The 13,959-nt window shown below is 63.5% G+C and carries 15 protein-coding genes; 7 read left to right on the forward strand and 8 right to left on the reverse strand.

All coding sequences use genetic code 11. The features are described from left to right. Window positions 1-13: 13 nt before the first annotated feature. Window positions 14-793, reverse strand: a complete 780-nt coding sequence (locus tag JG743_RS24465) for a peptidoglycan-binding domain-containing protein (RefSeq protein ID WP_202293348.1) — start codon at window positions 791-793, stop codon at window positions 14-16. Then, the gene (locus JG743_RS24470; protein WP_202293350.1) at window positions 768-2,507 is read right to left on the reverse strand and encodes an ATP-binding protein; all 1,740 of its coding nucleotides are present in this window, start codon (window positions 2,505-2,507) and stop codon (window positions 768-770) included. Before JG743_RS24470 ends, JG743_RS24465 begins: the two co-directional genes overlap by 26 nt. Before the next feature lie 532 nt (window positions 2,508-3,039). On the opposite strand from JG743_RS24470, the gene JG743_RS24475 reads away from it, so the two are divergent. Beyond that, window positions 3,040-3,426: a DUF5330 domain-containing protein gene (locus JG743_RS24475; protein WP_202293352.1), complete on the forward strand. Its 387-nt coding sequence runs from the start codon at window positions 3,040-3,042 to the stop codon at window positions 3,424-3,426. A 110-nt stretch (window positions 3,427-3,536) separates the two neighbouring features. Then, window positions 3,537-3,965 carry a SufE family protein gene (locus JG743_RS24480; protein WP_202302929.1) on the forward strand — a complete coding sequence of 143 codons (429 nt, stop codon included), beginning with the start codon at window positions 3,537-3,539 and terminating at the stop codon, window positions 3,963-3,965. Window positions 3,966-4,085: 120 nt separating this feature from the next. On the opposite strand, the gene JG743_RS24485 is transcribed toward JG743_RS24480, so the two are convergent. Both JG743_RS24485 and JG743_RS24490 read right to left on the reverse strand, forming a co-directional pair. Next, window positions 4,086-4,511: a MucR family transcriptional regulator gene (locus JG743_RS24485; RefSeq protein ID WP_126055781.1), complete on the reverse strand. Its 426-nt coding sequence runs from the start codon at window positions 4,509-4,511 to the stop codon at window positions 4,086-4,088. Between the two features lie 415 nt (window positions 4,512-4,926). Further along, entirely contained in the window at window positions 4,927-5,202 is a 276-nt protein-coding gene (locus tag JG743_RS24490; protein ID WP_342215670.1) for a hypothetical protein, read from the reverse strand. A gap of 209 nt (window positions 5,203-5,411) precedes the next feature. Here JG743_RS24490 and JG743_RS24495 point away from each other — a divergent pair, with 209 nt between their 5' ends. From JG743_RS24495 to JG743_RS24505, 3 genes are all read left to right on the forward strand, one after another. Then, the gene (locus JG743_RS24495) at window positions 5,412-7,538 is read left to right on the forward strand and encodes a S9 family peptidase (protein ID WP_202293354.1); all 2,127 of its coding nucleotides are present in this window, start codon (window positions 5,412-5,414) and stop codon (window positions 7,536-7,538) included. Window positions 7,539-7,602: 64 nt separating this feature from the next. Beyond that, window positions 7,603-8,229, forward strand: a complete 627-nt coding sequence (locus JG743_RS24500; RefSeq protein ID WP_202293356.1) for a LysE family translocator — start codon at window positions 7,603-7,605, stop codon at window positions 8,227-8,229. A 233-nt stretch (window positions 8,230-8,462) separates the two neighbouring features. Next, window positions 8,463-8,852, forward strand: coding sequence for an SET domain-containing protein (locus JG743_RS24505; protein WP_202302931.1), 390 nt, complete (start codon window positions 8,463-8,465; stop codon window positions 8,850-8,852). A gap of 18 nt (window positions 8,853-8,870) precedes the next feature. Here JG743_RS24505 and JG743_RS24510 read toward each other — a convergent pair whose 3' ends face one another. The 4 genes from JG743_RS24510 to JG743_RS24525 all read right to left on the reverse strand — a co-directional run bounded on the left by JG743_RS24510 (window position 8,871) and on the right by JG743_RS24525 (window position 12,083). Further along, window positions 8,871-9,821: a cytochrome c gene (locus tag JG743_RS24510; protein WP_202293358.1), complete on the reverse strand. Its 951-nt coding sequence runs from the start codon at window positions 9,819-9,821 to the stop codon at window positions 8,871-8,873. Window positions 9,822-9,830: 9 nt separating this feature from the next. Further along, entirely contained in the window at window positions 9,831-10,268 is a 438-nt protein-coding gene (locus JG743_RS24515; protein ID WP_202293360.1) for a c-type cytochrome, read from the reverse strand. Between the two features lie 159 nt (window positions 10,269-10,427). Next, window positions 10,428-11,030, reverse strand: a complete 603-nt coding sequence (locus JG743_RS24520) for a superoxide dismutase (protein WP_202293362.1) — start codon at window positions 11,028-11,030, stop codon at window positions 10,428-10,430. Between the two features lie 174 nt (window positions 11,031-11,204). Continuing rightward, window positions 11,205-12,083 (reverse strand): branched-chain amino acid aminotransferase, encoded by an 879-nt coding sequence (locus JG743_RS24525; RefSeq protein WP_202293364.1) that lies wholly within the window; start codon window positions 12,081-12,083, stop codon window positions 11,205-11,207. 208 nt (window positions 12,084-12,291) lie between these two features. Between JG743_RS24525 and JG743_RS24530 the strand changes: the two genes are divergently transcribed. Together JG743_RS24530 and JG743_RS24535 are read left to right on the forward strand one after the other, a co-directional pair. Continuing rightward, complete coding sequence (locus JG743_RS24530; protein ID WP_202293366.1) at window positions 12,292-12,954, forward strand: haloacid dehalogenase type II; 663 nt, start codon at window positions 12,292-12,294, stop codon at window positions 12,952-12,954. A gap of 171 nt (window positions 12,955-13,125) precedes the next feature. Beyond that, complete coding sequence (locus JG743_RS24535; protein ID WP_202293368.1) at window positions 13,126-13,947, forward strand: L,D-transpeptidase; 822 nt, start codon at window positions 13,126-13,128, stop codon at window positions 13,945-13,947. Window positions 13,948-13,959: the final 12 nt, after the last annotated feature.

Raw genomic sequence — 13,959 nt, forward strand, 5'->3', positions numbered from 1 at the left:
TGTCGCCCGGCGCTCAGTTGGTGAGGCCGATCTCGCGCATCTTGACGTAGACGATCTCGTCGGGCTCGCCGGTCTCAGGTAAGCCGAACAACGACTGGAACTCCTTGATCGCCGCCTTGGTGCGGGCGCCGACGACGCCGTCGAGCTGCATGTCGTTATTGCCGAAGGCCTTCAACCCGGCCTGGATCTTGATGATGCGGGCGTCGGGCGTCTGCGCGGCAGCATCGGCCGGCGCGGAGACCGGAATTGGGACCGGCGCGGACGCCGCTGCCGGGGCCATGGCGCTGTCCACCGGCCTCGGAACAGGATGCGGGATGGCCGCCGTCGTCTGCTTGGCGCCGAGCTGGTCGAGCAGAACGGCGTCGATCTCGCCGGTGACCGGCAGGCCGACCTTCTGCTGATAGGCCTGGATGGCCTTGCGCGTGTTGGGGCCGGTGATGCCGTCGACGGTGCCGGAGTAGAAATCGAGATCCTTCAATATGCCCTGGACCTGTTCGACGGTGGGGTCGCTCTTGACCGCCGGCCGCACGATGTTGATGGTGGTCTCCGGCTCATCCGCGCCCGCCCGCGGAAAGTCCTCGATGCTCCTGGTGGCGAAGAAGGCGCCGGCATGCGGGAATGGCTGGTACCAGAGCGCGTTGGCCGAGACATAGAACAGCGTCACCAGGAAAGCGGTCGAACCGCCGACCAGCACCGGATTGCGCGAGATCATGCCGCCGAGTGCGATCGCGCCCTCCTCGAAGGCACTGCTCTGACGCTTGACCGCCCTAGGCTGTTTTGCGGAGCGAGCCATTCCTGTCCCCTTTCGCATGCCCCTTGGTCTTCACCGCGGGTATCGCCAACACCCCATCGCTCTTGTCTTTCGAACGACCTTTCGGCCCGTTCACCGGCAGGCTGATCGTCACCGTGGTGCCCTCGCCCGGCATGCTTTCGATCGACATCGTGCCGTCGTGCAGCGCCACAAGGCCCTTGACCAGCGAGAGGCCGAGCCCGGTCCCCTCGAAGCGGCGCGTATAGTCGTTCTGGATCTGCATGAACGGCTTGCCGAGATTGGCGAAATCCTCCTCGGCGATGCCGATGCCGGTATCGCTGACCCAGAAGTGCAGCCGCGAGCCGACCCGCTTGGCGCCGACCACGACATCACCACCGTCAGGCGTGAACTTGATGGCGTTGGAAACGAGGTTGATCAGGATCTGCTGCACGGCGCGGCGGTCGGCGTTGATCTCGCCCGCATCCGGCGCGATCTGCGTGGCGAGCCCGATGTGCTTGGCCTCGGCCTGCAACCGCATCATCGACCGGCACATGTCGACCGCTTCGGCGAAGCGGAACGGCTCCGGCTCCATCGCGTAGGCGCCGGCCTCGATCCGGGAAACGTCGAGGATTGAGGTCACGACGCTGAGGAGATGCTGGCCGGAATCCCTGACCAGGCCGACATATTCCTTCTGCCGCGGATCGCCGAAGGGCCCGAACATCTCATGCAGCAGCATATCGGAGAAGCCGATGATGGCGTTGAGCGGCGTGCGAAGCTCGTGGCTGACCACGGCGAGGAAGCGGCCCTTCGCCACTTCGGCCGCGGCGGCCGTTTCGTTGGCGGCGGCGAGCTCTTCGCGCAGCGCCGCGACATCGTCGTTTTCGCTGAGCAGCAGCGTAAAAGTGTCCTGCAGCTCGCCTCGCATCAGCTGAAGACGAAACGGCCGGAAATTGTCGGCGGCGCCTGAACCATCGCGCGGCAGCCGGATGCGCAGGTCGACCCGACGCATGGCGGCACCGTCGCGCATGTCTGCGAGCGCGGAGAGATAGTCGACACGGTCGGCGAGGTGGACGCGTTCGAACAGGCCGGTACCGAAGAGAAGCTCCGGCTGCAGCTTCAGGATGGCGCGCGCCTTGGCCGAAGCGTCCAATACCTCGCCCTGCCGGCCGAGGCGCATGACCACGGCATCGATGATATCCTCAAGCCGGTCGCCGGCAAGCGACGCAGGCTGGCTGTCCGCGTCACGGAGCGAATTCAGACGCGGGGCCAGCGTCGACGCCCAGGCCAGCGGCAAGAGCCAGTGCCAGGCGGCAATCCCAGCCGAGGCGTCTGGCAAAAGCGAGCCGGCGAAAGGCTGCAGCAGGACAGCGCCGAGCGCGGACAGTGCGCCGCAAAGGGCGGCGCGTCGCGAGCCGCCGATCCACCACGCTTCGAACGGCAGTGCAAGCGCAAGCAGCGCGATTGGCGAGGCAAGCCCGCCCGCGGAGAAGATCGCCCCGGCAAGGGCAAGGCCGCCAAGCACGAGCGCCGCACGGCCGGCAAGCGCCATCCGGCCCGATGCCGCGACCAGCAGCGCGGCGAACCAGCAAAGCCCGAAGGCGGTGAAGATCGCCGCCATCGTGACGGCGGCGCCAAGGCTCGATGTGACCAGGGTCACCGCGGCGCCGGCGGCAAGGAAGGGGGCCGCCAGCATGACGCCGATGAAGCGGCGCTGGCGCAGGCGCTCGCCCACGCCCGTTATGGTCGGATGGACCATACGTTCGCAGCCGGCAGCCATCGCGCCAGGCAATTCAGCGTATCTGGCCGTAATCGAACTCAACGCACTCGCACCCGGTCGTGAACTGCCCTGCTTTTTGCAGGTCGCTTTTGCTTGCTCTGAAACTCGCATCCAGCGTTTAAGGAATGGATAAGGCTGACCCGGTGGACGCCCGGCCCGCGGCAAATATTGGGACGCCGGCGCGGCAAAGCTGGGCGATCTCGCGCCATGGTAAACGGAGGGTTAGCCTCCGCAGGTGGATACGAGGCGCGCAAAACTTGACGCCGACCGCATCCTCTTTTCAAATTATCATTAAAAAACAAAAAGTTATATGGTTATTGTAAAGTTAACGCAATCGATGAGATTTAAGCGAAACTGATTGCAAAACCAATCGTTTCGAATTTGCCTAAAATTTGAGGAAAACTTTCTGTTTGCATGCAAGCCGTCCTTTGCGCGTCTGTGCCACGATCCAGTTCATAAAGAGGTCATGCCAACGGATGCATGATCCGGTCACGGACGAGAGGGCATCAAGATGGGCTTTCTTATTAGAATGGCTTTCTGGTTTTCGCTGGTGCTTCTGGCGCTGCCGCTGAATGTCGGCAGCGACGAGGCCGGCCATGAGAGCGTCGGGCCGATCCAGGCGCTGTTCGCGGCACGCGAGGCGGTCGGCGACATTGCCGGCATCTGCGAGCGCAAGCCCGATGTCTGCGAGACCGGCAAATCCGCCATGCATACGATCGGCGCCCGCGCCAGGGAGACCGCCAAGATCGCTGCCGCCATGATGGACGACACCCAGGCCGGCGACAAGGCAAGCGACGTGCAAGCGAATGGCCCCGATACGTCCGTCGCCACCGGCAGCGTGAACATCGTCCTGCCGGCAACCGTCAACATACCGGCAAAGGCGCCGACGAAGAATTGAGTTTTCAGCCGCTGATTGGCGACACCGCAGGCCCGTCCGACCTCTCGACGCCTGCGGTGTTTTCTTCTTTTTCCGTGACGCGGGGATGCCGGATGACTATATCCGGCGTAATGACGACGACGATCCAGACCATCCGCGATGACTTTTCCCTGCTCGACGAGTGGGAGGACCGCTATCGCTACGTGATCGAGCTCGGCGAGGCGCTGCCGCCGTTCCCCGACACCGAGCGCAGTCCCGCCAACAAAGTGCCGGGCTGCGTCAGCCAGGTGTGGCTCACCACCGAACAGGGATCGGGGACCGATCCCGTCATCACCTTCCAGGGCGATTCGGATGCCCATATCGTGCGGGGCCTGGTCGCCATCATGCTGGCGCTGTTTTCCGGGCGGCCGGCGAGCGAGATCCAGAAGACCGACGCGGAAGCGACACTCAAGGGGCTCGGCCTCGACGAGCATCTGTCGCCGCAACGCGCCAACGGCCTGCGCTCGATGGTCAAGCGCATCAAGCACGACGCCGAAACGGCGCTGAAGCAGACCGCCTGATCCGACAAATCGTATTTTTGGGACGATTGGCCGGCGTGGCAACGGGCTGAGCTGCCGGCACGGCCAAAGCAAAACGGCGCCCGAAGGCGCCGTCCGGCATCGAAACGGGAAAGACCCTGTTCAGCGGCCCTTGCGTTTGCGGCCGAGGCCCATCTTCTTGGCAAGCTGCGAGCGGGCAGCGGCATAGTTGGGAGCGACCATCGGGTAGCTTGCGTCGAGACCCCACTTCTCACGATATTCATCGGGCGTGAGGTTGTAGTGGGTCATCAGGTGGCGCTTCAGCGATTTGAACTTCTTGCCGTCCTCAAGACAGACGATGTAGTCGTCATGGACGGAGCGCTTCGGGTTGACCGCGGGTTTCTGCTTGTCGGCGGGCGGCGCCTCGGCGGTGCCACCCACGCGCCCCAGGGCGGCATGGACATCGGCGATCAGGTTCGGCAGTTCGCCGACGGGTACGGGATTGTTGCTGACATAAGCGGCGACCACATCGGCGGTCAGCTCGATCAGCGCGTCGCTGTTTCGGGAAGGTGTTTCGGCGATATCCATTGTGTTCAGGCCCCAACGAGAGTTGTTTCTAACTGCGCCCTTTTTTGATCGGGCATCGCGCGAATTTCATTCAGGAAAGCGTCTCTGCGATTCGCGTCGGATTATCTTAATGATCCTACTAGTCAAGTAAGTCAATTCGCATATCGCGCTATATTCAACGATATATATCAAATATTCCCTGTTCAGCTTCAAACTTTCGTGCATCGCGTAACTTAGCGAGATTTTTTGGTCAGACCAGCACCAGGTGACGCCACGTCAATCCGCCGTTACATCAGCAAAAGCAGCTAAAATCGGCTCGATGCTTCGGCTATGCTTGACCCGCGACAGGTCGCAAGGTTTCCCGATCCTAATGAAATCACGGGTTGCAAGACATTACTGGTGCGCGTGCGACCAGGCTGGAGCGGCGGAACCGCGATCAATAGGGCGCGATGTATTTGCCATAAACCCAGCCGGTGACGAAATGACCGTTCCGCGACGGGTCGTGCCAGATTTCGCACCAACGGTAACGGATCGTCTGCTGCTGCCTCCAGCGCGGCTGGCCCGCAATGTCGAGCAGGTTTATCCCGCCGGTGCAGCGCCCGGTCATCTGCAGCACGGTGCCGTTCGGGTAGGCGGCCTGCTTCTGCGAGATGCCCGAAGGATATTTACGCGCATTGAGCGGTCGCCGAAGGGCACGCCCGACACTTGCCAAGCGGCGAAGGCGGTTGCATGAGACTGGCCGGCGAAGGCCAGAACGGTTGAAGCGACGGCAAGAGCCGCGGCGGTGCGAGCATAGAATATCATCAACTTTCCTCTCCCCAGCCCAATATCAGAGCGACCATCAGGCTATGATCGGGCCCTTGAACCGGCGCTGATCGGCGTGTTCATTTGCCATTCAAGCAACTTCCACAGCGAGACGTAATGACCAGATCCCCCGCCTTTCCAACCGCCAGCCCGCCGCAGACCGAGAAGCGACCCGTCTTCGACACCCATCACGGCTTCACCCGCACCGACGACTATGCCTGGCTGCGGGCCGACAATTGGCAGGCGATGTTCAGGAACCCTTCCCTGCTCGACGGCCGGATCCGCGCCCATCTCGAAGCGGAGAATGCCTACCAGGCGGAGCTGATGGCCGATACGGCTGCGCTTCGGAAGCAGCTCTTTGCCGAGATGAAGGGGCGCATCAAGGAGGACGACTCCACCGTGCCGATGAAGGACGGCCCCTATGCCTATGGTTCGTCCTACCGGCTGGGGGGCGAGCAGCCACGCTACTTCCGCACGCCACGTGATGGCGGTGACGAGACGATCCTGCTTGACGGTGACGCGGAAGCGGAAGGCAAGCCCTATTTCCGGCTCGGCGGCGTCGACCATTCGGCCGACCACGGAAAGCTTCTGTGGGCATTCGACGACAAGGGATCCGAATTCTTCACGCTGCGCGTGCGCGACCTCGGCAACGGCCGGGAACTGGCCGACCAGATCCCCGACACCGGTGGCGGCGGCGTCTGGAATGCCGGCGATGACGGGTTCTTCTACACACGCCTCGACGACAATCACCGCCCCTCCAAGGTGCTGTTCCACGCGCTTGGCGCCGACGCCGAAAACGATCGGCTGATCTATGAGGAAACCGATCCGGGCTTCTTCATGGATGTCGGCGGCACGCGCTCCAACGAATGGATCATGATCGGGATCAACGATCACGAGACCTCGGAATACCGGCTGATGCGCGCCGACGACCCGCTTGCGGAGCCGAAGCTGGTCGCCGCGCGCGAAACCGGCCTGCAATACGATCTCGAGGAAGGCGGCGACATCTTCTTCATCCTCACCAATGCCGACGGCGCCAAGGATTTCAAGATCATGACGGCGCCGGCCAATGATCCGACGCGCGCCAACTGGCAGGACCTGGTGCCGCATGAGGCTGGCCGGCTGATCCTGTCGGTGATCGGCTTCAAGGATTATATGGTCCGCCTGGAGCGCAAGGAGGGCCTGCCGCGCATCGTCGTGCGCGACCGCGCAAGCGGCGAGGAGCACCTCATCTTCTTCGACGAGGAAGCGTTCTCGCTCGGCCTGTCGGGATCCTACGAATACGACACCGAAACCATGCGCTTCACCTATTCGTCGATGACGACGCCGGCGCAGGTCTTCGACTACAACATGCGCACCCGCGAGCGCGTGCTGCTGAAGACCCAGGAGGTCCCCTCGGGCCATGATCCGGATCATTATGTGACGCGCCGGCTGATGGCGCCCGCGGCCGACGGCGAACTGGTGCCGATCTCGCTCATCCATCACCGCGACACGCCGCTCGACGGCTCGGCACCTTGCCTGCTCTACGGCTACGGTTCCTACGGCATCGCCGTGCCGGCCTCCTTCAACACCAATTGCCTGTCGCTGGTCGACCGCGGCTTCGTCTATGCCATCGCCCATGTCCGCGGCGGCAAGGACAAGGGCTACGGCTGGTACGACGACGGCAAGCGGGCCCAGAAGATGAACACATTCACCGACTTCATCGCCTGCGCGCGCCATCTGGTGGCCGAGCGCTACACCGCGCATGACCGCATCGTCGCGCAGGGCGGCTCGGCCGGAGGCATGCTGATGGGGGCGATCGCCAACATGGCGCCGGAGTGCTTCGGCGGCATCGTCGCCGAAGTGCCGTTCGTCGACGTGCTCACCACCATGCTCGACGCCACCTTGCCGCTGACGCCGCCGGAATGGCCCGAATGGGGCAATCCGATCGCCTCGGCCGAAGATTACCGGACGATCGCGACTTATTCGCCCTACGACAATGTGGCTGCGCTCGACTATCCGCCGATCCTGGCGCAGGCCGGTCTCGCCGATCCGCGCGTGACTTACTGGGAGCCGGCCAAATGGGTGGCGCGGCTGCGCGAGCGCAAGCGCGGCGACAATCCGGTGCTGTTCAAGATCAACATGGAGTCCGGCCACGCCGGCGCTTCCGGGCGGTTCTCGAGGCTGGAAGAGATCGCCTACACCTACGCCTTCGCGCTGAAGGTGGCGGGCAAGGCCGATTCTGTTTCGGCGGCGGCGAGCGCGTGAGAAGGCCATTGCGTCGAGAGCCACGGCGTGGCTTTGATTGGCAAAAGTCGCGGAGGACCTTGGAATGATCGACCTGGCCACATTGGCGACCTATGTCGCGGTCGTGTTCGGCTTTGTGTTCATCCCCGGCCCCGCCACGCTGCTGACCGTCGCGCGGGCGACGAGTTCCGGAACGAAAGTCGGCATCGCCACCGGCGCCGGGATCGCGGCCGGCGATATATTCCATACCGTCATGGCGATGGTCGGCATCTCGGCGATCATCGCCACATCGGCGATGCTGTTCAGCATCGTCAAATATATCGGCGCGGCCTATCTCGTTTATCTCGGCATCCGCGCGATCATCGAGAAGACATCGACCGATCCAACCGCCGGTGCGCTTGCGATCCGGGCAGGCAAGGCTTTCCGCCAGGCGGTGCTCACCGAGATGCTCAACCCCAAGACCGCGCTGTTCTTCCTCGCCTTCCTGCCGCAATTCGTGCGGCCCGAAAATGGATCGGTCATGCTTCAACTGGCGGCATTGGGAATCATCTTCGTCCTGCTCGGCTTGGTCAGCACGGTCGTCTTCGCGGTGAGCGCGGGTGGGCTGGGCGCCTTCCTGCGCCGGAATCCCGCAGTGCTGAAATGGCAAGGCAAGGTCGTCGGCGCGATCTACTGCGCGCTTGGTGTGCGCCTTGCGCTGCAACAGCGCTGACCCCGTTCGAGAGCCGCTCCGCAGCCCGTCCACGGCGCGATTGCCCGGCCGATTGACCCTGCTCTCGGCAAACAACGAAGCTCATCAATTTTTGATTTGCGCATGATGCCTTGGGACGCTTCAGTTCGAGTGTGAAGCGCGTCGATTTTCTGCTCGCAATCGGCTCTGTCGCGCGCTACCCAGTGCACGGTTTTCTAGAAGCCGCGCCTGCCATCATCTCGCAAGGGTCCGCCATGCTGCTCGTCGACGTCTATCTCGACAAATCGCCCATCCAGGGCATCGGCGTCTTCGCCAAGAACCACATCCCACGGGGCACGCTGATCTGGAAACTCGACCCGAGGTTCGACCGGGTGATCGAGGTCGACACCTATGAGAGCGAGACCGGACCGGTGAAATCCTATCTCGACCGCTATTCCTATCCCGACCGCCGCGACCCGGCCTACATCGTCTTCGAGGCCGACGACGCGCGCTTTATGAACCACGACGACGATCCGAATTGCGATGTCTCCTCGCCGGAGGAGACGTATGCCTTGCGCGACATCGCGCCCGGCGAGGAAATGACCTGCAACTACAATCACTTCTTCGAAAACGGCTTCGATTTCCTCGGCGACCGCCACCCGTAAGGCGCGGCCGGAATCGGTTCAGGTCGCCGGTTTCTTGCGCGCCGGGTAGCCGTTGGCGTGCGCCGGCACGGCCTTGAGATAGGCGGCGATCGCGGCGCGATCGTCGGCGGTCAGTTCGGCCATGTTCCGCTGCACGTCGACCATGGCGCCGCCGACCGAGTCAAAATCCGGCGTGAAGCCGGTTTCGAGAAAGTTGGCGATGTCGGCCTCGGACCAGTCCTTGATGGCGCTGCCGCCCGGGGTGATGTTGGGCACGATGCCCTTGCCTTCGGCGGCGACGGCGCCCGCTAGCCACTCGGCCTTCTTCACGCCGCCGGCAAAATCGCGCGGCGTGTGGCATTCGCCGCAATGGCCCGGCCCCTCGACCAGGTAGCGGCCGGCAGCGACCTTGTCCGACGCGCCGTCGGCAAGAGCGATCACCGGCGCGGAGCTGAGGTAGAGCAGCTTCCACAGGCCGATGCCGCGGCGGATGTTGAAGGGAAAGCCGAGCTTGTGATCAGGCGCCTTGCCGGCGACCGCCGGCAGCGTCTTCATGAAGGCGTAAAGGTCGGCGACGTCGGACGGCTTCATGCGCGCGTAGGAGGCATAGGGAAAGGCGGGATAGAAATGCTCGCCGGAAGGCGAGACGCCCTTCAGCATGGCGTTGGCGAAGTCCTCCTCGCTCCAGGCGCCTAGGCCGTCCTTAGCGTCCTGCGAGATGTTTGGCGGCACGAAGGTGCCGAACGGCGTCTTCAGCTCGAGGCCGCCCGTGAGTTCAAGGCGAGCCTCGCCCTTCGCGCCGGGCTTGGCATGGCAGGAGGTGCAGCCGCCGGCATAGAAGATGCGCTTGCCCCTGGCGGCATCGCCGGGGCCGAGTTGCGCGACAGTCGCGGCATCAAGCCTGACCGGCGCCGACAGAAACCAGCCGGCGACCGCACCGGCGGCGCCCAGCGCGACGACGGCGCCGGAGAGCTTCTTCAGCCAGGCCATGGCCGGCGATCAGCCCTTCTTGATCCTGTAGCTCTGGTGGCAGGCGCCGCAATCACCGCCAAGCGTGTTGAGCTGCGCCTTCAGGCCATCGACGTCATCCGGCGGCGAGGCAACCGCAGCCTTGGTGTTCGCCAGGAACTTGTCCGCGGCGGCCTTGAAGCCGGGCATGTCTTCCCAGATCTTCGGCGCGGCCGTGGTGTCGCCCTTGTCGCTGCCGGCGGGGAACAGCTTCTCGGCATCGAACTTCTCGGCATTGGCCTGCAGCGCCTGCAGCGTCGTCAGCACGGCGGCGGCGTCGAAGTCTTCCTCGCCCTTGACGACCTTCGACAACTGGCCGGCGAGCTTGCCGCGCTCCTTCATCAGGGCCTGCCGGTCGAGGATTGGATCGGCAAGCGATGCCGAAGCGGCGAGAGCGAGCATAGAGATGGCGAGGACAAGCTTTCTCATTCGATGACTCCATGGTGAAGAGAGGTCGCGACTAGACGTTAACGGGCATCGCGGGAGAAATATTCCTTCAACGTCGCAACGATTTTTCCTGTCAGGATGAACCTGTTGCATCGGCATAAAAGAAAAGCCCCGGCATGCCGGGGCTTTTCTTCGGATGGCTCAGCCTTTCGCCTTTTCGTAAAGCTCGAGGACATAGTCCCAGTTGATGAGACTGTCGACGAAGGCCTCGAGATATTTCGGCCGGGCGTTGCGATAGTCGATGTAGTAGGAGTGCTCCCAGACGTCGACGCCGAGGATCGGCGAGGCGCCATGGACCAGCGGATTCTCGCCGTTCGGGGTCTTCGAGATCGCGACCTTGCCGTCCTTGACCGAAAGCCAGGCCCAGCCGGAGCCGAACTGGGTGGTGCCGGCGGCGATGAAGTCCGCCTTGAACTTGTCGTAGCCGCCGAGGTCGCTGTCGACCGCCTTCTGCAGCGCGCCCGGCAGCTTGGAGCCGCCGCCGCCCTTCTTCATCCACTTCCAGAAGTGGATGTGGTTGTAGTGCTGGGCGGCGTTGTTGAAGAGCCCGGCGTTCTTGCCGAAGGACTGCTTGACGACCTCCTCGACCGAAAGGTCACCCAGGCCGGCTTCCGCGGCGAGCTTGTTGCCGTTGTCGACATAGGCCTTGTGGTGCTTGTCGTGGTGATACTCCAGCGTCTCCTTGGACATATAAGGCTGAAGGGCCTCGTAGTCGTAGGGCAAAGCAGGCAGCTCGAAAGCCATGGATGGTACTCCCTCATGGAAAATCCGGTGTCACTACCGGACTAAGATAGGTCTGGAATGATTTGGGACAACTCCGGAATGAAGCGCCGGTTCCCTTTCTAGAGAGGTTCCTGAAAAGTGTCACACGGTTTTGCGGCAGGCGGCTGCGTCAAAAACGAAAAGCCTGTCCGCGGATCAGGCGGCGGATGTGGAATGCGCCCAGTCCCAATAGAGCTCGCGCGCCTTCTTGGCGACGGGGCCAGGCTGGAGGTTGCGCTCCTCGATGCGGGTGATCGGCACGATTTTGGAATGGTTGCCGGTGGAGAAGATCTCATCCGCTTCAAGGAAATCGCGCACCGACAGCGTCTTTTCGGTGGTCTTGAAGCCGTAGTCGCCGAGCAGGCCTATGGTGCGTGAACGGGTGATGCCGGACAGGAAAGTGCCGTTCGCCGCCGGCGTCAGCACATGGCCGTCCTTGACCAGGAAGATGTTCGAGGTTCCGGTCTCGGCGACATTGCCCAGCATGTCGAGCACCAGCGCATTGTCGAAGCCGCGCATCTTGGCTTCGAGGATGGCGCGGCCGTTGTTGGGATAGAGGCAGCCGGCCTTGGCATTGGTCGGCATGGTCTCGATGGTCGGCCGCCTGAACGGTGAGACGCTGATCGAAAAACCCGCCGGCGAGATCATCGGCGATTCGTAAAGGCAGAGGCAGAAGCGGGTCGAGGCCGGATCGGCCGGCACGCCCATATAGCCGCCATGCTCGGCCCAGTACATCGGCCTGATATAGACGGCCGTCTTGCCGTCGAACTTCTTCAGCCCGTCCCAGGTCAGCCCGACGATCTTCTCGGTGGTCATGGAGGGTTTCAGCCCGAGCGCGATGGCCGAGGCGTTCACCCGCGCGGCATGACGATCGAGGTCGGGCGCCACGCCCTCGAACCAGCGGGCGCCGTCGAAGACGCTGGTGCCCAGCCACATGGCGTGGCTGCGGGGTCCGAGGATGGCGACGTTGCCCTCGTACCAGTCGCCGTCGACGAAGGTCCATGTCGCGGATTGCGCCGCTGCCGCCAGTGTCATTGCTTGGGTCCGTCCAGGTGTTTTGCGAAGCGGGCATAGGAAAATGCTTTGGCGGCCGCCGTCAACCGGTATCGCGGAGATTTGTTGAGGCCAGCCGCCCCCCGCCGATCCATGTCGGCCCCGGCCTGGTCGCGATCCGCAGCCATCGACTGGTGCTGGCTGCAATCAACGCTTGCGCTCCGCTTCCCCTCGCCTCACTACTGTCGCCATGCATCACGCGGCTTATGTTTTCGACGCCTATGGCACGTTGTTCGACGTGCATGCCGCCGTGCGCCGCCATGCCGGCGAGATCGGCCCGGACGGCCAGCTGCTCTCCGAGATCTGGCGCGCCAAGCAGCTCGAATACTCCTGGGTCAGGACGCTGATGGGCGCCTATGTCGATTTCTGGCAGTTGACCGAGCAGGCGCTCGATTTCGCCTTGCGCAAGGTACCCTCCGCCGACAGGGGCCTGCGAGCCAAGCTGCTGGAGGCCTACTGGCGGCTCGACTGCTATCCGGAGGTGCCGGCCGTGCTCAAGGCGCTCAAGGCATCGGGAGCGAGGCTTGCGATCCTCTCCAACGGTTCGCCCGAAATGCTGGAGGCGGCGGTCAAGTCTGCCGCACTCGACCAGGTGCTGGACGATGTCTTTTCCGTCGATGCGGTGCGGCGTTTCAAGACCGATCCCTCCGTCTACGACATGGTGGCCACAAGCTGGCGCCTCTATCCGGGGGCGGTATCGTTCCAGTCCTCCAATCGCTGGGACGTCGCGGGCGCCGCCAAATTCGGTTTCCGCACGGTGTGGATCAACCGCGCCAACCAGCCCGACGAATACCGGGACTTCCCGCCAGGCCTGATCCTGCCTTCGCTCGAGGGCCTTCTAGCAGGCGCCTGACCGCGCTGTTGCTGCAGTGCAACAGGGGCAAATCGGTCACAGCTTCGCCTTTGTTTGTCCACCCTCAGGCCAGATTTGGAACCGCCTATCACCGCCGACTGTTATTGGAGCTGCCGGCAGCCGCCTGCGGATTCATGCTTTCTTGCAAATTAAGACCTAGAAAAGGCAACCATGTCAGACGCTTCCTTCCGCATCAGCCGTCGTGGCTTCCTCAACTTCACAGCCCTTGGCGCTGCGTCGGCCGCGGTTTCCGCCTGCACGACCACCGGTCCGGCTCCCGAGCCAGTGCAACCGCCACCGCCCGCCTATGTCGAGCCGCCGCTCGGTGACTACGAGACGATGTATGGGGCGATGTCCGACAACGGCTTCGACCTGCCGGCCATCCCGGTCAACAAGATCGATCATCAATTCCTGCGCCAGATCGTTCCCGACCCGACCGGCCAGCGGCCGGGCACCATCGTCGTCGATACCACCAACCACTTCCTCTACCTCGTGCGCGAGGGCGGCCAGGCGATCCGCTACGGCGTCGGCCTCGGCCGCGCCGGATTCGAGTGGTCGGGCGATGCCAAGGTGCAGTGGAAGCAGAAATGGCCGAAATGGACGCCCCCGGACGAGATGGTCGCCCGCCAGCCGGAACTGACGCAATACAGCGCCAAGAACGGCGGCATGCCCGGCGGCTTGAAGAACCCGCTCGGCGCCCGCGCGCTCTACCTCTTCCAGGGCGATCAAGACACGCTCTACCGGCTGCACGGCTCGCCGGAATGGTGGTCGATCGGCAAGTCCGTGTCGTCGGGCTGCGTGCGGCTGATCAACCAGGACATCGTCGACCTCTACGACCGCGTGCCAAGCAAGACCCCGGTCATCGTGACGGCCGATATCGGCGCGCCGATGACCGACATGCCGGATCGCAGGGCCATCCCGATCGATGCCGGCGTGCCGACCGGCTCGATCCTGCTCGGCCCGGTGAAGCGGCTCACGAACGAGATCTTCTGAGCTTCGGGTTCG

Origin of the sequence: Mesorhizobium sp. 131-2-1, from assembly GCF_016756535.1 — a bacterium.
In the GTDB taxonomy this organism is placed as follows: domain Bacteria; phylum Pseudomonadota; class Alphaproteobacteria; order Rhizobiales; family Rhizobiaceae; genus Mesorhizobium.

Bases quoted from the DNA above. Each gene is read 5' to 3' on its own strand.
- JG743_RS24520 (WP_202293362.1), bottom strand. From the start codon at position 11,030: ATGGCTTTCGAGCTGCCTGCTTTGCCCTACGACTACGAGGCCCTTCAG.
- JG743_RS24505 (WP_202302931.1), top strand. From the start codon at position 8,463: ATGCTGCTCGTCGACGTCTATCTCGACAAATCGCCCATCCAGGGCATC.
- JG743_RS24475 (WP_202293352.1), top strand. From the start codon at position 3,040: ATGGGCTTTCTTATTAGAATGGCTTTCTGGTTTTCGCTGGTGCTTCTG.
- JG743_RS24495 (WP_202293354.1), top strand. From the start codon at position 5,412: ATGACCAGATCCCCCGCCTTTCCAACCGCCAGCCCGCCGCAGACCGAG.
- JG743_RS24480 (WP_202302929.1), top strand. From the start codon at position 3,537: ATGACGACGACGATCCAGACCATCCGCGATGACTTTTCCCTGCTCGAC.
- JG743_RS24485 (WP_126055781.1), bottom strand. From the start codon at position 4,511: ATGGATATCGCCGAAACACCTTCCCGAAACAGCGACGCGCTGATCGAG.
- JG743_RS24515 (WP_202293360.1), bottom strand. From the start codon at position 10,268: ATGAGAAAGCTTGTCCTCGCCATCTCTATGCTCGCTCTCGCCGCTTCG.
- JG743_RS24470 (WP_202293350.1), bottom strand. From the start codon at position 2,507: ATGGTCCATCCGACCATAACGGGCGTGGGCGAGCGCCTGCGCCAGCGC.
- JG743_RS24535 (WP_202293368.1), top strand. From the start codon at position 13,126: ATGTCAGACGCTTCCTTCCGCATCAGCCGTCGTGGCTTCCTCAACTTC.
- JG743_RS24530 (WP_202293366.1), top strand. From the start codon at position 12,292: ATGCATCACGCGGCTTATGTTTTCGACGCCTATGGCACGTTGTTCGAC.
- JG743_RS24510 (WP_202293358.1), bottom strand. From the start codon at position 9,821: ATGGCCTGGCTGAAGAAGCTCTCCGGCGCCGTCGTCGCGCTGGGCGCC.
- JG743_RS24525 (WP_202293364.1), bottom strand. From the start codon at position 12,083: ATGACACTGGCGGCAGCGGCGCAATCCGCGACATGGACCTTCGTCGAC.
- JG743_RS24500 (WP_202293356.1), top strand. From the start codon at position 7,603: ATGATCGACCTGGCCACATTGGCGACCTATGTCGCGGTCGTGTTCGGC.
- JG743_RS24465 (WP_202293348.1), bottom strand. From the start codon at position 793: ATGGCTCGCTCCGCAAAACAGCCTAGGGCGGTCAAGCGTCAGAGCAGT.